Annotated in this window: 17 protein-coding genes; 15 read left to right on the top strand and 2 right to left on the bottom strand. The window is 69.8% G+C overall.

Annotated features, from left to right (window positions below; genetic code table 11):
- Positions 1 to 216 precede the first annotated feature (216 nt).
- From infC to ACIO52_RS28840, 4 genes are all read left to right on the top strand, one after another.
- Entirely contained in the window at positions 217 to 897 is a 681-nt protein-coding gene (infC, locus tag ACIO52_RS28855; RefSeq protein ID WP_218716554.1) for a translation initiation factor IF-3, read from the top strand.
- Positions 898 to 929: 32 nt separating this feature from the next.
- The gene (gene rpmI, locus ACIO52_RS28850; RefSeq protein ID WP_218716546.1) at positions 930 to 1,127 is read left to right on the top strand and encodes a 50S ribosomal protein L35; all 198 of its coding nucleotides are present in this window, start codon (positions 930 to 932) and stop codon (positions 1,125 to 1,127) included.
- Positions 1,128 to 1,243: 116 nt separating this feature from the next.
- Positions 1,244 to 1,630, top strand: a complete 387-nt coding sequence (gene rplT / locus ACIO52_RS28845) for a 50S ribosomal protein L20 (protein ID WP_019046423.1) — start codon at positions 1,244 to 1,246, stop codon at positions 1,628 to 1,630.
- A 35-nt stretch (positions 1,631 to 1,665) separates the two neighbouring features.
- Complete coding sequence (locus ACIO52_RS28840) at positions 1,666 to 2,463, top strand: RNA methyltransferase (protein ID WP_316574092.1); 798 nt, start codon at positions 1,666 to 1,668, stop codon at positions 2,461 to 2,463.
- Between the two features lie 7 nt (positions 2,464 to 2,470).
- Here ACIO52_RS28840 and ACIO52_RS28835 read toward each other — a convergent pair whose 3' ends face one another.
- On the bottom strand, positions 2,471 to 3,028 hold the full coding sequence (locus ACIO52_RS28835) for a TetR/AcrR family transcriptional regulator (protein ID WP_255586939.1): 558 nt from the start codon (positions 3,026 to 3,028) through the stop codon (positions 2,471 to 2,473).
- Between the two features lie 129 nt (positions 3,029 to 3,157).
- Between ACIO52_RS28835 and ACIO52_RS28830 the strand changes: the two genes are divergently transcribed.
- The 3 genes from ACIO52_RS28830 to pheT all read left to right on the top strand — a co-directional run bounded on the left by ACIO52_RS28830 (position 3,158) and on the right by pheT (position 9,071).
- Positions 3,158 to 4,591 (top strand): MFS transporter, encoded by a 1,434-nt coding sequence (locus tag ACIO52_RS28830; RefSeq protein ID WP_255586940.1) that lies wholly within the window; start codon positions 3,158 to 3,160, stop codon positions 4,589 to 4,591.
- An 898-nt stretch (positions 4,592 to 5,489) separates the two neighbouring features.
- A complete protein-coding gene (gene pheS, locus ACIO52_RS28825; RefSeq protein ID WP_218716549.1) occupies positions 5,490 to 6,551 on the top strand; it encodes a phenylalanine--tRNA ligase subunit alpha in 1,062 nt (353 codons plus the stop codon).
- 18 nt (positions 6,552 to 6,569) lie between these two features.
- Complete coding sequence (gene pheT, locus ACIO52_RS28820; RefSeq protein WP_402648243.1) at positions 6,570 to 9,071, top strand: phenylalanine--tRNA ligase subunit beta; 2,502 nt, start codon at positions 6,570 to 6,572, stop codon at positions 9,069 to 9,071.
- 56 nt (positions 9,072 to 9,127) lie between these two features.
- Here the strand turns inward: pheT and ACIO52_RS28815 are convergent, their stop codons facing one another.
- A complete protein-coding gene (locus ACIO52_RS28815) occupies positions 9,128 to 10,039 on the bottom strand; it encodes a tyrosine-protein phosphatase (protein WP_402648241.1) in 912 nt (303 codons plus the stop codon).
- 801 nt (positions 10,040 to 10,840) lie between these two features.
- Between ACIO52_RS28815 and ACIO52_RS28810 the strand changes: the two genes are divergently transcribed.
- The 8 genes from ACIO52_RS28810 to ACIO52_RS28775 all read left to right on the top strand — a co-directional run bounded on the left by ACIO52_RS28810 (position 10,841) and on the right by ACIO52_RS28775 (position 19,410).
- On the top strand, positions 10,841 to 12,415 hold the full coding sequence (locus ACIO52_RS28810; RefSeq protein ID WP_402648327.1) for a TerD family protein: 1,575 nt from the start codon (positions 10,841 to 10,843) through the stop codon (positions 12,413 to 12,415).
- Positions 12,412 to 13,179, top strand: a complete 768-nt coding sequence (locus tag ACIO52_RS28805; protein ID WP_316574095.1) for an alpha/beta hydrolase — start codon at positions 12,412 to 12,414, stop codon at positions 13,177 to 13,179. Before ACIO52_RS28810 ends, ACIO52_RS28805 begins: the two co-directional genes overlap by 4 nt.
- A gap of 40 nt (positions 13,180 to 13,219) precedes the next feature.
- Positions 13,220 to 13,726 carry a hypothetical protein gene (locus ACIO52_RS28800; protein ID WP_402648237.1) on the top strand — a complete coding sequence of 169 codons (507 nt, stop codon included), beginning with the start codon at positions 13,220 to 13,222 and terminating at the stop codon, positions 13,724 to 13,726.
- A gap of 47 nt (positions 13,727 to 13,773) precedes the next feature.
- The gene (locus ACIO52_RS28795; RefSeq protein WP_218716552.1) at positions 13,774 to 14,796 is read left to right on the top strand and encodes a hypothetical protein; all 1,023 of its coding nucleotides are present in this window, start codon (positions 13,774 to 13,776) and stop codon (positions 14,794 to 14,796) included.
- Between the two features lie 382 nt (positions 14,797 to 15,178).
- On the top strand, positions 15,179 to 17,923 hold the full coding sequence (locus ACIO52_RS28790) for a nitrate- and nitrite sensing domain-containing protein (RefSeq protein ID WP_402648234.1): 2,745 nt from the start codon (positions 15,179 to 15,181) through the stop codon (positions 17,921 to 17,923).
- A gap of 29 nt (positions 17,924 to 17,952) precedes the next feature.
- On the top strand, positions 17,953 to 18,381 hold the full coding sequence (locus tag ACIO52_RS28785) for a roadblock/LC7 domain-containing protein (RefSeq protein ID WP_402648231.1): 429 nt from the start codon (positions 17,953 to 17,955) through the stop codon (positions 18,379 to 18,381).
- Complete coding sequence (locus ACIO52_RS28780) at positions 18,378 to 18,821, top strand: DUF742 domain-containing protein (protein WP_255587641.1); 444 nt, start codon at positions 18,378 to 18,380, stop codon at positions 18,819 to 18,821. Before ACIO52_RS28785 ends, ACIO52_RS28780 begins: the two co-directional genes overlap by 4 nt.
- 43 nt (positions 18,822 to 18,864) lie before the next feature.
- Complete coding sequence (locus ACIO52_RS28775; protein ID WP_374104851.1) at positions 18,865 to 19,410, top strand: ATP/GTP-binding protein; 546 nt, start codon at positions 18,865 to 18,867, stop codon at positions 19,408 to 19,410.
- The last annotated feature ends 10 nt before the right edge of the window (positions 19,411 to 19,420 follow it).

The following is a 19,420-nucleotide window of genomic DNA, read 5'->3' as shown; positions in this document are numbered from 1 at the left end:
CCCACCGTTACCGGCGAGCGATCGTACTGGACAAACGGTCCCGGTCACCCGCCCGATGTGGCGGGTTTCCTGTGTGCCTGGCACGCAGGGGTCGACAGCGAGCTCGTGAGGGCATCGACTGTGGGCGATCGGTCGACATCGGGCCCCGTCGCGGAGAAATACCGCAGCGGGGCTTTCGTGTTGAAACAGGGGTTGCAGTTATTGCATGCGGTCGTTATGACGACACCGCTTGACCTAGGAGGCCCCATCAGCACTGAGACCCGCATCAACGATCGCATCCGTGTTCCCGAGGTTCGACTCATCGGACCCGGCGGCGAACAGGTTGGGATCGTGCGTGTTGAAGATGCACTACGCGTCGCGCTCGAAGCCGATCTCGACCTGGTCGAGGTGGCACCCGATGCCCGTCCGCCGGTCTGCAAGATCATGGACTACGGCAAGTTCAAGTACGAGACGGCGCAGAAGGCGCGCGAGTCCCGGAAGAACCAGGTCCAGACCGTGATCAAGGAGCAGAAGCTCCGCCCGAAGATCGACGACCACGACTACGAGACCAAGAAGCGCAACGTCGTTCGCTTCCTCGAGGCCGGGTCCAAGGTCAAGGTCACGATCATGTTCCGTGGTCGTGAGCAGTCGCGACCCGAGCTCGGTTTCCGGCTGCTTCAGCGTCTGGCCTCCGACGTCGCCGAACTCGGTTTCGTCGAGACCTCGGCCAAGCAGGACGGCCGCAACATGACCATGGTCCTCGCTCCCCACAAGGGCGCGAAGACGCGGGTGAAGGCACAGCAGGAATCGGCTCCGGCAGCGCGTCCGTTGCCGACCGGTCCCGCGAGTGCCGAACCGGCTGCGCTGGTCGACACGCCGGCGCCCGCCGAGCAGGCCGCGCAGGCCGACCCGCAGTAACACCGATTTCAACGACACAGATAGAGGAATCCATGCCGAAGAACAAGACCCACAGCGGCGCCAAGAAGCGATTCAAGGTGACCGGCAGTGGCAAGCTGCTTCGCGAGCAGGCGAACCGTCGCCACCTCCTGGAGCACAAGGCCACCCGCCGGACTCGTCGTCTGGAAGGCACGGAGTCCGTCGCTGCCGTCGACGCCCCCCGCGTGAAGCGGCTGCTCGGTCTCGCCTGATTTCTCAGGCACCACAGACCGTCGCACCCTGACGATTCCGCGGCCGGGATAACCGGACGCCGACAACTACCGAACTCGGGCGCCGCCGCGCCCCCCAGATGATCAAGGACTGAAAAGTGGCACGCGTCAAAAGGGCTGTCAACGCTCAGAAGAAGCGCCGTTCCATCCTCGAGGCCTCCAAGGGCTACCGGGGCCAGCGCTCGCGCCTGTACCGCAAGGCCAAGGAACAGCAGCTCCACTCGCTGACCTACGCCTACCGCGACCGCAAGGCGCGTAAGGGTGACTTCCGCAAGCTGTGGATCGCTCGTATCAACGCCGCCGCGCGTCTGAACGACATCACCTACAACCGCTTCATCCAGGGCCTCAAGGCCGCCGGTGTCGAGGTGGACCGCAAGATCCTGGCCGAGCTCGCCGTCTCCGACGCCGAGGCCTTCGCCGGCCTCGTCGCGGTCGCCAAGGCCGCGCTGCCCGCCGACGTCAACGCCCCGGCCACCGCTGCCTGAGCTTGACGACACACAGCGATCTGTCGGAACGACCCGTGGACGCGCTCTCCGAGCGCAATCCGCGGGTCGTTTCGGCTGTCAAGCTCCAGCGCGCCGCGCAGCGCCGCAAGTCCGGCCAGTTCCTGGCCGAGGGCGCCAATGCCGTGACCGCCGCGCTGGAGACCGGCCGCGTCCGTGAACTGTTCTATTCGGTCGCGGCCGCGAGTCGCGAGACCGCGCTGATCGCCGGTGCCGCCGCCGACGGCGTGCGCACCACCCTGGTCAGCGATCGCGCCGCCGAGCATCTCGGCGAGACCGTCACCGCGCCCGGCCTGGTCGCCGTGTGCGAGCTGGTCGACGTGCCGCTGCCCGACATCCTCGAGCGCGGGCCGCGGATGCTCGCCGTGCCGGTCGAGATCGCCGAACCCGGCAATGCGGGCACCCTGATCCGGGTCGCCGACGCGGTCGGCGCCGACGGTGTGGTGCTGGCGGGCGAGACCGTCGACCCGCACAACGGCAAGTGTGTCCGCGCCAGCGCGGGCAGCCTGTTCCACGTGCCGATCGCGCGCAGCCGCGATGTCGGCGCGACCCTGGACGCCCTCTCCGCGGCGGGCGTGACCATCCTGGCCACCGCCGCGAACGGCGAGGTCGACCTCGATTCCGCCGACGAGATCCTGGCGGGCCCGGTCGCCTGGCTGTTCGGTAACGAGGCCCACGGACTCGACCCCGCCGTCGCGGCGCGGGCCGACCATCGCATCCGGATCCCCATCCACGGCCGTGCCGAAAGCCTGAATCTCGCTGCCGCCGCGGCGATCTGCCTCTACGCGAGCGCGCGCGTCCAGCACGCGCGCTAGCGCCGCCTCAGCAGTGCGGATCGACGCTGTTGCGCAGGTCGTCGAGGATTTCGGTGGCCCAGGGGAGCGGGATCGCCGCCGCGCCCGCCACCTGCATGGCCGTCATGATCGTCAGCAGCATGCCGCTGGCGACGAAGCGGCGTGATTCCGTCGTATCCGCGCCGGTGAGCTCGCCGACCAGTCGGTAGATCCGGCCGAAGCGTTCCCGCATGTGGTCGCCGATCGCCGGATCGGCGCTCGCGGCGGCGCCGTGCAACAGGTTGAGCGGGAGCTCGCGCTCCGCCAGGAAGACCTCGTAGGCCTTGCCGAGTGCCTGCAGGGCCGCGGCGGTGTCGGCGCCGGGCTCGATCTCGGCGCTGCGGAAGACCTGCTCGATGCGGGCGCACACCTCGTGCAGGACCGCGACGAACAGCTGCTGCTTGGTGCCGAACAGCCGGATCACATAGGGTTGGGACACTCCGGCCAGCCGGGCGATCTCATCGGTTTTCGTTGCGGCATAACCAGATTCGGCAAACGCTTGGACGGCGGCCGCGAGCACCTGGGCACTGCGCTGCGACGCGGTCATGCGCGTTCTGGTCGTGCCGTCCATCCGGTAGTCCACCTCCTGGTCAGCCCCCTTTCACTTGACATGTTATCAGCCGATGCATAACGATGATTGCTAGTTATCAGTGAATAACAACCAAAGGGCTCGGAGATGACGCAGACACTCGATCCAGGTGGTACCTCGACCGCCGAGACGCCGCGCGAGACAGTCGCGAAGGCCAAGCCGCTCGGCGCGGTCATCGCCGCGGTCGCCGTGCCGATGTTCATGGTCACGCTGGACAACCTCGTCGTGACGAACGCACTGCCGGTGATCAAAGCCGAACTGGGAGCGTCGCTTTCGGACCTGCAATGGTTCGTCAACGCCTACACGCTCTCGTTCGCCTCGCTGCTGCTGACGGCCTCGGCGCTCGGCGATCGGATCGGGCGGCGCCGGGTCTTCCTGGCCGGTATCGCCCTGTTCGTCGTCGCCTCGGCGGCGTGCGCCATGGCTACCGAACCGTGGATGCTCATCGCGGCACGTGCCGTGCAGGGCGCGGGTGGCGCTGCGGTGATGCCGCTGTCGCTGACGCTGCTCGCCGCGGCGGTGCCCGAGCGGATGCGCAGCGCCGCGATCGGCATCTGGGGTGGTATCGCCGGGCTCGGTATCGCGGTCGGTCCGGTGGTCGGCGGCGCGGTCGTCGACGGGCTGAACTGGCAGTGGATCTTCTGGCTGAACGTCCCGGTCGGCCTGCTGGCGCTGCCGTTCGCGGCCCGCATGCTCGGCGAATCCTTCGGTGCCGCCCGCAAACTCGATCTCCTCGGCCTGGTGCTCTCGGCCGGCGGTGTGCTGGCGCTGGTGTGGGGCGTCATCCACGGCGCCGACGACGGCTGGACCGCACCGGCCGTGCTCGCCGCCCTGATCGGTGGCGGCGCGCTGCTGGCCGCCTTCGTGGTCTGGGAGAACCGGACCGCCGACCCGATGCTCCCGCTGCACATGTTCGCCGCCCGTGGTCTGAGTCTGAGCTACCTGATCTCGTTCGCGTTCTCGGCAGGCGTGTTCGGCGCGATCTTCCTGCTGGCGCAGTACTTTCAGGTGGTCCAGGGCTACTCGCCGCTGGAATCGGGCGTGCGCACCATGCCGTGGACGATGGTGCCGATGGTCGTCGCGCCGCTGGCCGGTCTGGTGATCGACCGGGTCGGACCGCGGCTGCTCATCGCCGCCGGGCAGGTCTGCCTGGCGATCTCGCTGGCGTGGATGGCGCTGATCATCACCGTCGACCTGCCCTACGTCAATTTTGTGGCGCCCTTCGTCCTCGGTGGCATCGGCATGGGCCTCACCTTCGCCCCGTCCTCCACGATCGTGATGGACAGCGCCGCCCCGGACGATCAGGGCATGGCCTCCGGCATCAACAGCACCGTGCGCGAAGTCGGCGTCGCCATGGGCATCGCCGTCCTGGCCTCGGTCTTCGCCTCCTACGGCGCCTACACCGACCCCCAGTCCTATGTCGACGGTCTCGTGCCCGCCGTCTGGGTCGGCGCGGGCCTGGTCGCCGTCGCCGCCGTCATCGCGGCCTTCCTGCCCCGGCACACCGCACCGGCGGCCTGATCCCGGAGGCGATCGTCCGCGGGCCGCTCGGTCCGCGGACCATCGCCGTTTCCGCCTGGTCACGGCTGAGCGGCGGCGGCCGACCCGGCCGGCACGGCCACGACCTGTTGTGGATCGTCGTAGACGATGACGCCTCGTCCGTCTCTCCGGTCGCGCTATCGGTGAGCACGGCAGTCTCCACGAATGGAGCGACCGCATGACCCTTCCCACGATGCATTCCGGCGCATACCCGGATCCGGTCGAAGGTGATTTCGGTGCCCCCATCGCACTGTCGGCGCCGTTTTCGATGTCACTCGACGCCTGCCTGCCTGCCGCTCTACGACAAGCACCGACCTCGTCGGCGACGACCCCGAGGGTCGCGCTGACTGCGCATCGTGGCGTCAATTGATGTCCTCCGGTCGGGGGGTGTCCTGGTCAGGCTCGGTCTTCCGTGGCTCGACCGGTCGATGCGAGCAGGGGCTCGCCGAGCGAGGGAAGGGACGGTGGCGAGGGCCCCGGATGCCAAGGCCGCACAGGGCCAGGCCGCTACCCGGGGCCGTGCGGCGGGTACGAGGGCCGGGGGGCGGCGTCGAATCGCAAGTCTGTTCCGGCATCGAGTCGTCCTGTTCTCGAGTCGAACACGCTGATGTGTTTGAACGGTTGGACGGAACTCACGGCGTTTCGGTTCCCACGAATTCGGGGGTGGCGCCGATCGTGGTCCGCGTGTCGGGAAGACCGGCCTGACCTGGACTTGTCGGTCCGGATCGGGACCTTCCGGCGGGCGCTGGCACGGTCGCCACCGCACCGCCGGTAATCCGGATGAATCGCGGGAAGCCGATCCCATAGGATTTATGCAGCACCGATACGGGTAGGCAATGACGCACCCGTGAACCGATCCCCAGGGGAGAGTCGAACGATCGTGGCCGACGACAACAGTGGAGTCGAGCAGAACGCCTTGCTGACCGAGGAGGCACTCGCGGCAGCGGCAGCGGAGGCCGAGAAGGCGTTCGCCGCTGCGGCTGATCTGGATGCGCTGGCGGTCGCCAAGACCGAGTACATCGGCGGCAAGTCGCCGATCGCGCTGGCTCAGCGCGGGCTGGGCACGCTGCCCAAGGAGGAGAAGGCCGACGCGGGCAAGCGGGTCAACGTCGCCCGCAAGCGCGTGTCCGACGCGTTCGAGGCCCGCCGCGCCGCGCTGCTGGAAGAGCGCGATCAGGCCGTGCTGGTGGCCGAGAAGATCGACGTCACCCTGCCCGCGCGCCGTCAGCCGGTCGGCGCCCGCCACCCCATCACCGTCATCTCCGAGCAGATCGCCGACGTCTTCGTCGGCATGGGCTGGGAGGTCGCCGAGGGGCCCGAGGTCGAGACCGAGCACTTCAACTTCGACGCGCTGAACTTCCTGCCCGACCACCCGGCGCGCACCATGCAGGACACCTTCCACATCGCCCCGGAGGGTTCGCGCCAGGTGCTGCGCACGCACACCTCCCCGGTGCAGGTGCGCTCGATGCTGGAACGCGAGCTGCCGATCTACGTCGTGTGCCCGGGCCGTACCTTCCGCACCGACGAGCTCGACGCCACCCACACCCCGGTGTTCTCCCAGGTGGAGGGACTGGCCATCGACAAGGGCCTGACCATGGCCCACCTGCGCGGCACGCTGGACGCGTTCGCGCGCGCCCTGTTCGGCCCCGACACCCGAACCCGGATGCGCCCCAACTACTTCCCGTTCACCGAGCCCTCGGCCGAGGTCGACGTCTGGTTCCCGGACAAGAAGGGCGGCGCGGGCTGGGTCGAGTGGGGTGGCTGCGGCATGGTCAACCCGAAGGTCCTGATCGCCAGCGGCATCGATCCCGAGGTGTATTCCGGGTTCGCGTTCGGCATGGGTATGGAGCGCACGCTGCAGTTCCGCAACGGCATCCCCGACATGCGCGACATCGTCGAGGGTGACGTGCGGTTCACCCTGCCCTTCGGTATCCGGTCCTGAGAGAGAGCGAAAAGTCACGTGCGAGTAGCGCAGTCCTGGCTGACCGAGATCCTGCAGCGCACCACCCCGGAATGGTCGGTGTCCGCCGAAGAGCTCGATGCCGGTTTCGTCCGCGTCGGCCTGGAGGTCGAGGAGGTCGACAAGCTCGAGCCGATCGGTGGTGACATCGACAAGCCGCTGGTCGTCGGCCGGGTCGCCGAGATCACCGAACTGACCGAGTTCAAGAAGCCGATCCGCTTCTGCAAGGTCGATGTCGGCAACCCCGAGCTGCAGGAGATCGTCTGCGGCGCCCGCAATTTCGCGGTCGGCGACCTCGTGGTGGTCGTGCTGCCCGGTGGCGAGCTGCCCGGCGGGTTCAAGATCTCGTCGCGCAAGACCTACGGGCATACCTCCAACGGCATGATCTGCTCGGTCGCCGAACTCGGCATCGGCAAGGATCACGACGGCATCCTGGTGCTCGAGCCCGGCTCGGCGCAGCCCGGTGACGACGCGAACGTGCTGCTGGGCACCGACGACACGATCATCGAACTCAACATCACCCCCGACCGCGGCTATTGCTTCTCGGTGCGCGGCCTGGCCCGCGAACTGGCCTGCGGCTTCGACCTCGAATACGCCGACCCCGCCGTGCGGACCCTGCCCGACGGCGACGCGGTGGCGTGGCCGGTGCGGCTCGAGGCCGACGCCGAGTGCACCCGCTTCGGCGCGCGGCGGGTCACCGGGATCGATCCGAACGCGGTGAGCCCGCTGTGGCTGCAGCGCAGGCTGATGCTGTCCGGCATGCGCCCGATCTCGCCCGCCGTCGACGTCACCAACTACGTGATGCTCGAGCTGGGCCAGCCGCTGCACGCGTTCGACGCGGCGAAACTCCACGGCGGCTTGGTCGTTCGCTCGGCCAACACCGGCGAGACCCTGCGCACCCTCGACGACACCGAGCGCACCCTCGACGCCGAGGACGTGGTGATCGCCGACGATTCCGGTGTCGTCTCGCTGGCCGGGGTGATGGGCGGCGCGAGCACCGAGGTCGGCCCGGAGACCACCGACGTGGTGCTCGAGGCGGCGACCTGGAACCCGCTGCGGGTGTACCGCACGGCGCGCAGGCACAAGCTGGTCTCGGAGGCGGGCAAGCGCTACGAGCGCGTCGTCGATCCGGAGATCAATATCGTCGCGCTCGACCGGGCGGCGACGCTGCTGGCCGAGATCACCGGCGGCACCATCGAATCCACGCTCACCGACATCCGGGTGCCGCTGGCGCCGGTCGCGCCGATCGCGATGGACATCGACCTGCCCGACCGCGTCGCCGGCGTCACCTACCCGGCGGGTACCGCCGTGCGCAGGCTCGCCCAGATCGGCGCCGGGGTCGAGATCGAGGTCAACGACGCGGGCAAGACCCAGCTGCTGGTGACGCCGCCGAGCTGGCGGCCCGACCTGGCCCAGCCCGCCGACCTGGTCGAGGAGGTGCTGCGCCTGGAGGGTCTCGAGCAGATCCCGTCGGTGCTGCCGTCCGCGCCCGCCGGTCGCGGCCTGACCGCCGCGCAGAAGCGCCGCCGGGCCGTGAGCCGGGCCCTGGCCTTCGCCGGTGGCGTCGAGGTGCCCGCGCCGGTGTTCCTGCCCGCCGGAGTGTTCGACGTGTGGGGTCTGGACGCCGACGATCCGCGCAGGCACACCACCCGGGTGCTGAACCCGCTCGACACCGAGCGTCCCGAGCTGGCGACCACGCTGCTGCCCGGTCTGCTGGAAGTGGCCGCCCGCAACATCTCCCGCGGCGCCCGTGACCTCACGATCTACGGCATCGCCCAGGTCGTGCTGCCCGGCGCCGAGACCCACGCGGTCCAGGCGCTGCCGGTGGATCGTCGTCCCACCGACGAGCAGATCGCCGAGCTCAACGCGTCGCTGCCCGCGCAGCCGGTGCACGTGGCCGCGGTGCTCAGCGGCAAGCGGGACCCGCGCGGACCCTGGGGGCCCGGTCGCCAGGCCGAGGCCGCCGACACCTTCGCCCTGGTCGACGCCGTCGCCGACGCCGCCGGTGTCACCGTCGAGCGCCGGGCCGCGGTGCACCTGCCGTGGCATCCGGGCCGCTGCGCGGAACTGGTCGTCGACGGCGTCGTGGTGGGTCACGCGGGTGAGCTGCACCCGGCCGTGCTCGAGCGCGCCGGCCTGCCGCCGCGCACCTGCGCGCTGGAGCTCGACCTCGACGCGCTGCCGCTGACCGAGGCCCGTCCGGCGCCCACGGTGTCGGCGTTCCCCGCCGTCCTGCAGGACGTGTCGATCAGCGTCGACAAGGCCGTGCCCGCCGCGAGCGTCGAATCGGCGCTGCGCACCGGCGGTGGCGACCTGCTCGAGGACATCGCGCTGTTCGACGTCTACGAGGGCGCCCAGGCCGGTGCGGGCCGCAAGTCCCTCACCTACGCGCTGCGCTTCCGCGCGACCGACCGCACCCTCACCGAGGACGAGGCCAGCGCCGCGCGCGATGCCGCCGTCGCCGCGGCGGGCACCGCGGTCGGCGCCGAACTGCGCGGCTGATTTACCGACCGAAGGCCGCCCGGCATGGTGCCGGGCGGCCTTCGTCGTACCCGCGGTCAGGAGACCAGGTTCTTGCGCAGTTTCATCAGGGTCCAGCCGTCGAGCCCGAGTCCGTCGGTGAGGTATTTGCCGAAGTCGCCGAACTTCTCGTCGATCTGCTGTAGCGCCACGTCGAGATAGGCGTCGCGCACCTCCTGCAGGGGAATCAACAGGTCCGGGTTCTGCATGATGCCCGCCTGCTGCAGCTGAGCCCGCAGGGCGGCATCGGCCGCCGCCCGATACTGGTTCGACAGCAAGTAGTCCTGTCGCGCCACCGACTCCGGCACGCCGACGGCCCGCAGCGTCACGTAGGACAGCCATCCCGTCCGGTCCTTCCCGGCGGTGCAGTGGTACAGGGTGGCGTTCGCGGTGTCCGCGAGATCCCGAACCGACTGGCCGAACTTTCCCAGCGCGTCGGGGGTGAAGAAGTTGAGGTACACGTTCTGCATGATCTGCTCGGCTTTGCCGTCGCCCAGCATGTTCTGCTGCTGCACCGGATCTTTCGACGAGATGGCCTGGTACATCTTCACGAACATGCCGCCGTCGTCGATCGGGCGCGCCACCAGCGCAACCCCCGCGGGCAGCTTGTCCGCGCCCATCGACTGCACCTCGGCCGGGGTCCGCAAGTCGATCACCTTCTGGAGCTTCAGCGCCGCCAGCTTCTGCAGGTCGGCATCGGTCAGCTTGGCGAGCGCGTCGGCCCGAACAAGCTTGCCCGACTTGACCTTCGCTCCGTCGTAGGTGACGTAGCCGCCCAGGTCCCGGACATTGGCGGCGCCCTGCAGATCGATCCGGGTGGGACCGCCCGTGCCGGGGAAGGCCTGGGCGGGGCCCGCCAACCCCGCCGCCACCAACCCCACAGCCAGCAGCGGGACGGACACCAACGACAACAGCGACTTCCGCTTCCGCGAAACAAGTGAATTACTCATCCGCGAGACGCTAGAACCGGGCCGCTGCCCATCCACCGGTTCCCGATCGGCGCACCGCCCACCAGGACTCGCGACCCGGTCACCGGGATCGACTGTTCTTCCCTGTGCTGAATACCGTTGCTCCACAGCGTGATCGACCTGCCTCGGATGCAGTGCCACGTTCATGAACTGCGCCCCGATCATCACCCGCCACGCATCCTCGCCGCTGAGCCGCTGAGCCGCTGAGCCGCTGAGCCGCTGAGCCGCTGAGCCGCTGAGCCGCTGAGCCGCTGAGCCGCTGAGCCGTTGGGCCGTTGGGCCGCAGAGTCGTTGAGTCGTTGGACCGTCTGGCGGTCGAGCTGCTGAGCTGCAGGGGGACTCTCGCAGCTGGGACGTCGAGCGGTCGAGCCGCCGTGTCGCCCAGTGTGCCGAAGGCGCAGGCGACCCTCTCGGCCGACAGCACGCCGTGCGCGATCCAGCTACGCCCCCGGTCATCCCTGGCGAACATCGTCTCGATCGTGCCGCCGCGTCTATCGGCGCCGGGGCGTCACCAGGAGCGTGCTCGGGAAGGTGGCGAACGCGCCGCCGAGCTTTCGAAGGCGTGATCGATCCAGCCGACGGCACGTCGAGAGCGATCGCGGTCGGTACAGCCGGGGCTCCGGCCCGCAGCATCGTCTCGATCGTGCCGACTGCTCCGTCGGCGAGGCGGGCTGCCTTCACCGAGGTGACTCGGTCGATGTCGGCGGGCGTGAGCTGGTCGATGTCGACGGGCGACGTGGCTTGGGCTCGGTGCGCGGGCGGGATAGGTTGGCACCTGTGTCGATGATGAAAGGCGCCAATGTCGCGGTGCCTGCTGCCGCGGTCCGAGTCGAGCTGGGGTGGCAATCAGGCGCGGGGGTGCCCGACGCCGACGCGTCCGCGCTGCTGCTGGCCGGCGCGAAGGTGCGCTCCGATGACGACTTCGTCTTCTACAACCAGTCCGTGCACCCCTCGGGCACGGTCCGCCACGAGGGAAAGCGGCACGGTCAGATCGTCGTCGACACGTTGTCGGTGGATCTGGTCCGGGTGGAGCCGCAGATCGAGACGATCGTGCTCGCCGCCTCCGCCGACGGGGGCACTTTCGCCCAGTTCCACGGCCTCTACATCCGGGTGCTCGACGCGGCCACCGGCGCCGAGGTCGCCCGCTTCGACAGCACCGGCGCCACCACCGAGACCGCCCTCGTCCTCGGCGAGCTGTATCGCCGCCAGGGCGCGTGGAAGTTCCGCGCGGTCGGTCAGGGCTACGACTCCGGGCTCGCCGGCCTGGCCACCGACTTCGGGATCTCCGTCGACGACGCACCCGCCACCCCGTCGCAACTCATCACGCCACCGTCGCAGCCGCACCAGCACACCTCGCCCGCACCACAATTCGCGCCGGCACCGCAATCGCCACACTCCTACCCACCGCCGCCGACTCAATCCTCGGCCCCGCACCCGAACCAGCAGGCGTACACGCCGCCCCCTGCGGCGGCCATTCCAGGCCGGCAGCAGTCCTACCCGCCACCGGCACAGCCGTCTGCTCCGTCCGAGCAGATCCAGCCGCAGCCGTACGCGCCGCCACCCACTCCGCCCGGTGGGCAATCTAGCTATCCGCAGCCGTATGGGCCTGTCGGACAGCCGAATCAGCCACAGTCAAACCTCGCGGGTCAGCCGCACCAGCCGCAGCCTTCCTCGCCGACCCCGCCGCAGCAGGGCCAGAATGCGGCCCCGCCCGCCCAACCCCCGGTGAACCCGGCCAAGGTTTCGCTCACCAAGGACGCCCCCTCGGTCTCGCTCACCAAGCACGGCGCCACCGGGGGCGTCATGCGGGTGAATCTCAACTGGACCTCGATGGCGGCGTCCGGCCGCTTGTTCGGCAAACTGCGTGGCAAGAACATCGACCTCGACCTGTGCTGCTTCTTCGAGCTGGTCAACGGCGCGATCGGGTCGGTGCGGGCGCTGGATCGCCGCTTCGGCGCGCTGTACGAGCCGCCGTTCGTCCACCTCGACCGAGACGACCGCACCGGCGCCGGCGTCACCGGCGAGAACCTGTCGATCAACCTGGACTACACCCAGTCCTTCCGCCGCATTCTGGTGTTCGCCTCGATCTATGACGGCGCGAGCGATTTCCGTGGCGTGCACGCCACCGTCACCCTGCATCCGGTGAACTCGGCCCCGATCGAGATGACCCTCGACGGCTGCACCGACAATTCCCGCGACGCCGCGCTCGCCGTCCTGGAGAACGTCGACGGTGAGCTGGTGGTCCGGCGTGAGGGCACCTTCGTCCGGCCGCCGGCCGGCCGGCCGGGCGGCGGTGTCATCGAGATCGCCCGGCTCTACCACTGGGACTTCGGTTTCCAGGCGGGCCGCGGCAAGTGATCCGTCATCCCGCGACCCGGGTCCTGAACGCGCTGGTCTATCACCCGGACAAGCATGTGGCCCAGACCCCGGCCGCCTTCGGCCTCGACTACCGCGACCTCACGATGCGCACCGCCGACGGCGTCGACCTGCACGGCTGGTTCGTGCGCGCCGAGCGCCCGCGCGGGCACATCCTCTACGCGCACGGCAACGCGGGCACCGTCGGCGACCGGGTGCCGATCATCGCGCTACTGGTCCAGGCCGGTTTCGACGTGCTCGCCTTCGACTACCGCGGTTTCGGCCACAGCACGGGCAGGCCGGGGGAGCAGGGCACCTATCTCGATGCCCGAGCCGCGCGCACCGCGCTGCTCGACCAGCCCGGCGTCGACGCGCGGCGGGTGCTGTATCTGGGCAAGTCGCTCGGCGGCGGTGTCCTGCTCGAGCTGGCCACCGAGTATCCGCCGGCGGGCATGCTGCTCATGTCGACCTTCAGCAGCATGCGCGCGGCGGCCCGGTCGGTCTATCCGTTCCTGCCCGCACCGCTGATCCCGAACGCCTACCCGAGCCTGCGCCGGATCGCCCGGCTCCGGGTGCCGGTGCTGATGTTCCACGGCGACCGCGACGAGCTGCTCCCGCTGCGCCACGCCGAGCGCCTGTTCGCCGCGGCCGGGGAGCCGAAGGAGTTGGTCGTCGTGCCCGGCGCAGGCCACAACGACGTCATCGACGCGCTGGGGCCGGCCTGGCCGCGGCGCATCGTCGAGTGGACCGACACCTTCCTGCGCTGATCTCCTGGGCCTGTCGGCCCGGTCTGCGTAGCCTGGCGGTATGAGCGAAACGAGCGAGATCCTCGGCCACCTGGCCGCGCTGCCGGACGCCGAACTGGTGTCGGTGCTGCGGGCCGCCGTCGCCGGACGACCCGGCCTCGGTGCCGTCGCCGCCGTGCTCGCCCAGGTCGAAGCCGGTCATGCCGACACCGGTTCGCCTGTGACTCTGGACACGGAGGTCGTGGACGCCGATGTGGTCTCCGTCGCATCCGAGCAGGTCGGAGGCGTCATGCCGGTACCGCCGGTACCGCATGGCCTGTCCGGAACGGCCGCACCCACTGTGACCGGCGGCTATTCCACTTCCGGAGTGCCGACTTTCGACGCGGTTCGCGATAAGGTCGAGCGGCGCTTCGGCACCGCGCAGGGTAGGGATGAGCTCGACCGGCAGACCCCCGCGGGTCGCAGTGCCGACGAACAATGGGAGGCGCGGGAGAAGGCCGCGCGCGAGCGTCTGGACCAGATCCGGAAATCGATGCAGCGCAACGATTCCGGAGCCGACGACAAGTAGCCGCAAGGTCTCCCGTCCGATGCAACGACCGTGATGGGTGGACCCAGATGACGCAGGCGCGCCAGATCGCCGACCGACTACTCGACGCGCAGGTGGAGTTCCTGCTCGCCGAGGTGACCGGCGAACGGTTCGCCGAGGTGATCGCGCGCGACGTGGCCGCGGTGCTCGCCGTCGGCGACACCATCGTCTTCGGTGACGTCGTCTCGCTCGAGCAGGGTGCGGAGACCGTCGCCACGGTCTTCGACCGCATCGGCGGCAGCCCGGTCATCGCCGACACCGTCGGCATCTTCTCCGACGCGATCTACGACCACATCGCCGCCAACACCGAATACACCCTCGGCGACGTCGTCGACCGGGAGCCGGTGGAGGCGCTGCTGGAGAAGATCTTCGGCATGCACCAGGCCCAGGAGCGCATCCTGGACCGGCTCACCGAGAGCCCGCTCGTCGCCACCGTCGCGGCCCGCTTCGTCGACAAGCTGATCGGCGACTTCATGCAGGCCAATCGCGAGCGCGCCGAGAAGATCCCCGGTGTCTCCTCGCTGATGTCGCTGGGTCAGTCGGCCGCCAACCGTGCCAAGAAGGTCGCCGACAGCACCTTTGTCGGCGACCTCGCGGGCAAGGGCGCGCTGTTCGCGCTCAAGCGCACCAACAACGCCATCCGCGACATGCTGCGCGACGCCCCGGTGCACTCGGCGGCCATGGAGTTCTGGGACCTGCACGCCGACGAGCCGGTGGCAGGGCTGCGTGAGTACCTGACCCAGAAGGACCTCAACGAACTGGTCCAGATCTGCTACGAGATCGCCGTGACGACCAGGGAGAAGGAATACTTCGGGATGCTCGTGCGCGAGTGCGTCGAGGTGTTCTACGCCAAGTACGGCAAGCACACGCTCTCGGCCATGCTGCCCGAACTCGGCCTGACCGCCGAGGACATCAGCACCGAGATCCTGCGCTACGGTCCCGCCGTCATCGAGGCGGCCAAGCGCAACGGCGTGCTGGCCGGGCTGATCCGGGAGCGGCTAGAGCCGTTCTTCTACTCCGAGCAGGTGCTCGGCATTCTCGCCGGCGAGTAATCACCGTTCGGTTTCGAATTACCCGAATATCCCGGGAATTCGCGCATCGTCTCGCTATCGTTCATTTCGGATCGGTTGACTCGCGCGCGTTCGCCGGTGTCGCATTCGGAATTCGCGCCGCCGAAAGATTGTGGGCGACGTCACGTCCGCAATTTCTCGCTCTGTGTCGCGCGTTCGACGGATCGGTCACGCAATTGCCGTGGGGGCTGTGAGCTTTCGGACACAGAAAGCCCCGTTGATTTCCGGCATGTTGAGATCAGTGCACGAAACACGTTCTTACGCCGTCCCGGATTGACCGTGCTCGCCGGGCAGTGCAAGTTGGCACCTGACTTTCGCTGGGCCGCCGGGAATTCCACCCGCCGGTGTTTCAAAGGAGCAGGTGGTGCGTTCACATTCCCGTCGGCAGGCCGCGGGCGGCAGGCTGATCCGGCCGCGCACCATCTCCGGTCAGCTCGCCCGGATCCTGGCGGTCTCGCTGGTGCTGGTGCTCGCCCTGCTCGGGCTGACGATGGCCGGGCAGATCAGCGCCTACCGGCGCAGTGGCGAGACGGTGGACGCGGTCGCGGTGGCGTTGGCGGCCCAGGATCTGGTGCATCAGGTGCAGCGCGAACGTGGCCTGAGCAACGGCCTGCTCGGCGGCGATCAGCGGCTCGTGCAGCCGGTCACCGACCAGCGGGCCGGCACCGACGCGGCCCTGCGGAACCTGGCGGGCATCGTCGAGGCCGATCCGCCCGGCGCGGGCGAGGTGCGCTCGGCGCTGGGGCATCTGGCCGGACTGCCCGGCGTCCGCTCGCAGATCGACACCCGCACGGTCTCGCGGCAGGCGGCCTTCCAGTTCTACTCCGACAGCATCGACGCGATGAACCGGCTGGCGCTGGGTCTGGACCAGGCCCGCGATCCGGCGGTGCGCCACGGTCTGCAGGCGCTCTACGCCCTCGGTGACGCGAAGGAGTTCACGGCGCGGGAACGCGGCTTCCTCAACGGGGTGTTCGCCGCCGGGGAGTTCGCGGCGGGGGAGTACGTGCAGTTCCTCGACATCCGCGCGGCCCGCAACGCCGCGCTGACCCAGTTCGACCGCGACGCCACCCCGGTCCAGCGGGATCGGCTCGACGCGGTCCTGGCCGGGGAGAGCGCCACGCGGGCAGCCGAATCGGAGAATGTCGCGATCGCCTCGACGGCGGGTCCGCTGGTCGAGCCCGTCGACCCGGCGGTCTGGTGGTCGCGGATGACCGAGGTGATCGACGCACAGCGCGCCGTGCAGCAGACGGTGGGCGACGATGTGCGCGCCCGCGCCGCGGACCTGCGCCGCGACGCCGCGCTGATCCTCGCCGGGTTCGCGCTGGCCGCGCTGCTGGCGATCGCCGCCGAGGTGGCGCTGGTGTTCGCGAGCATCCGGGCCATCGTCCGGCCGCTGGCCCGGCTCGCCGCCGAGGCCGACGACGTCGCGTCGAGTCGGCTGCCCGAGGTGATCGCCGCCTGGCGCGGTGCCGCCGACAGGCGCCCCGAGCCACCCGCGCCCGTGCGCACGCCGCCGGGCGCCGGCGTCGAGATCGGCGCGGTCGCCGGGGCGCTGGACCGGGTGCAGACCACCGCCTTCGACCTGGCGTCCGAACAGGCCCTGGTGCGGCGCAACACCACCGAGTCGATGGCCAATCTGGCTCGCCGCAATCAGAACCTCGTGCGCAGGCAGCTCGGGCTGATCAGCGAGTTCGAGCGCGAGGAACTCGATCCGAAGGCGCTGTCGAACCTGTTCGAACTCGACCATCTCGCGACCCGCATGCGGCGCAACGCCGAAAGCCTGCTGGTGCTCGTCGGCGAGGCGAGCCCGCGCCGGTGGGCCGAGCCGATCGCGCTCACCGATGTCATCCGGGCCGGCCTGTCGGAGGTCGACGACTATCGCCGCGTGGTGTTGCGCCGGGTCGACGACATCGCCATCGCCGGCGCGGTGGTCAGCGAACTCGCCCACGTGCTGGCCGAACTCATCGAGAACGGGCTGGCCTTCTCCCCGCCCGACCTCGAGGTCGAGGTCTACGGCCGCAAGGTGGCCGGTGGGTATCTGCTCGCGGTCGTCGACCACGGCGTCGGCATGCCCGCCGACCAGCTCGCCGAGGCCAACGCGCGCCTGCGCGGGGAGCAGGACTTCATCGTCGCCTCCACCCGCTACCTCGGTCACTACGTGGTCGGCCGGCTCGCGGGCCGCCTCGGCATCGACGTGGAACTCAACACCTCCCCGGTCAGCGGCATCGTCGCCCGTCTGCTGCTGCCCGCGAGCATTATCGTCGACGACAGCGCCCGACCGGCCGAACCGGCCGAGGCCAGGAACCGCTCCGCCGCGCCGGAGCCCGGCCGAGCGGCACCCGGCCGCAACGGCACCGCGGTCGCGCTCGACGTCGCCAGAGCCGTTGTCGTACACGATGATTCCGGAGCACAGTCGATGAGCGGAGCGACGGCGCCGCGGCAGTTCGACGCACCCGGCCGGGCGCGGCACACCCGGGACCCCGAATCCGCTGCGGCCGACGACTCCGTTCCCGCCGCGCCCGGCGATTCGGTCTACGCGCAGTTCCTCAGCAGCACCACCAATGCCATCGCCTGCCACGGCTCGCCGAACGATCCGGCCCCGGCGATCTCCGGGGCGGGTGATCACCCTCGCAACGGCGTGGCACCGGCCGACACGAACGGCGCGCGCAACGGCGTGGCACCGCCATCGGCCGGCGCCGACCGCGCGCGCAACGGCCGGGCGCCGGTGCCCGGCGTGCACCCGGTCCGCAACGGCACCCCACCGGAAACACCCACCGTCGACCGCGGCCGAAACGGCGCGGCCCACGGTGATTCCGCGGCGACCGCGCACACCGCGTCGCCGACCGCGCACGATCTGTCGGCCGTCGACCCGACCGGCCCCGCCGCCGTCGAACGCACCCGCAACGGACTGGTGAAGCGCAGCAAGCGTGCCAAGATCACCGGCTCGCCCGACCGTCCGCGCCGCGAACCGGTGACCCGCCAGGACCGGCCGCCGGTCGCCGACCGGACCCCCGACCAGACGCGCAACATGCTGTCGTCGTTCCGCACCGGCCACGAACGCGGTGGCGACACCCGACCCGGCCCCACCCCGCACGATCCGACCCACTGACCGTTCGGACCCGACCACAGGAGCTCCCGGTGACCACCCATCTACCGACCGCCGACCCGCACACCTTCAACTGGCTGCTCGGCAACTTCGTCCACAACACCGACGGGGTGCGCGACACCGTCGCCGTGTCCTCCGACGGGCTGCTCATCGCCATGTCCGACGGCCTGGACCGCACCGGCGCCGACCGGCTCGCGGCCATGGTGTCGGGCCTGGCCAGCCTCGCCCGCAGTGCTTCGCGCAGTTACGACTTCGACGGCCTGAAGCTGATCATGATCGAGATGAAGCGCGGCTTCCTGCTGGTCTCGGCGCTCGGCGACGGCAGCTGCCTCGGCGTGATCGCCGACGGCGGCTGCGACGTGGGCCTGGTCGGCTACGAGATGGCGGTGCTGGCCGAACGCGCGGGCGTGCTGCTCGACCCACGGCTCATCGGTGAACTGCGAGAGACGTTGCGCAGATGAGAGATCCCGATCGTCCCCGGCTGCCCGACCCGCGCATGATCCCGATGAACCGTCCCATCGGCTGGCGCGATCAGTTGCCGCCGCCGGTCCCGGTGACGCCCACCGACAGCGACGACGTCGACGACCGCTTCGTCCGTCCGTTCGTGGTCACCGCGGGCCGCACTGTCCCGGTGCTGGACGGGCTGCGCATCGAAACCCTCGTTCAGGCACCGCCGTCCGCGCTGTCGGCACCGCTGCGGTTCGAGGAACGCACCGTCGTGCAGTTGTGCCTGCGACCGCACTCCATCGCCGAAATCGGTGCCGCCCTGCGGGTTCCGGTAGGCATCGCCAAGGTGATCGTCAGCGACCTGGCCGCGGCGGGCCACGTGTCGGTCCGCGACGCCCCGGAACTGTCGACCGCCGCCATCGAGAGGATCAGGGATCTTGTTCGGGCACTCTGAATTCCGCACCGCCGCACCGGCGATGCCGTCGTCGGTGAAGATCGTGGTCAGCGGCGGCTTCGGCGTCGGCAAGACCACCTTCATCGGCGCGATCTCCGAGATCGAGCCGCTGGTCACCGAGGCGTCGATGACCGAGGTGTCGATCGGCGTCGACGACCCGGGCCGTCGCGCCGACAAGACCGCCACCACGGTCGCGCTGGACTTCGGCCGGATCACGCTGGACCAGTCGCTGATCCTCTACCTGTTCGGCACCCCGGGCCAGGACCGTTTCGTGTTCCTGTGGGACGACCTGGTCGACGGTGCGCTCGGCGCGGTCATCGTCGTCGACACCGGCCGCGTCGAGGACTGTTACCCGGTGCTGGACTACTTCGAGGAGCACAACACCCCGTTCGTCGTCGTGGTCAACCGCTTCGACGACGCCACCCATTTCGATCTCGCCGAGGTCCGCGAGGCCCTGGGCCTCGACGACTGGATCCCGGTCCTGGACTGCGACGCCCGCGACCGCGACTCCGTGCGCGACGTCCTGGTGGCCCTGCTCGAACAGGTCCTGCTGCATCGCGTCCAGCCCCGGCACCGGGAGGTGAGCTGAACCCGCCGCC

This window comes from Nocardia sp. NPDC087230 (genome assembly GCF_044744725.1).
Taxonomy (GTDB): Bacteria; Actinomycetota; Actinomycetes; order Mycobacteriales; family Mycobacteriaceae; genus Nocardia; species Nocardia canadensis.
Note: the sequence above shows the minus strand (reverse complement) of the source record. Positions and strands in the feature narration are given on the sequence as shown.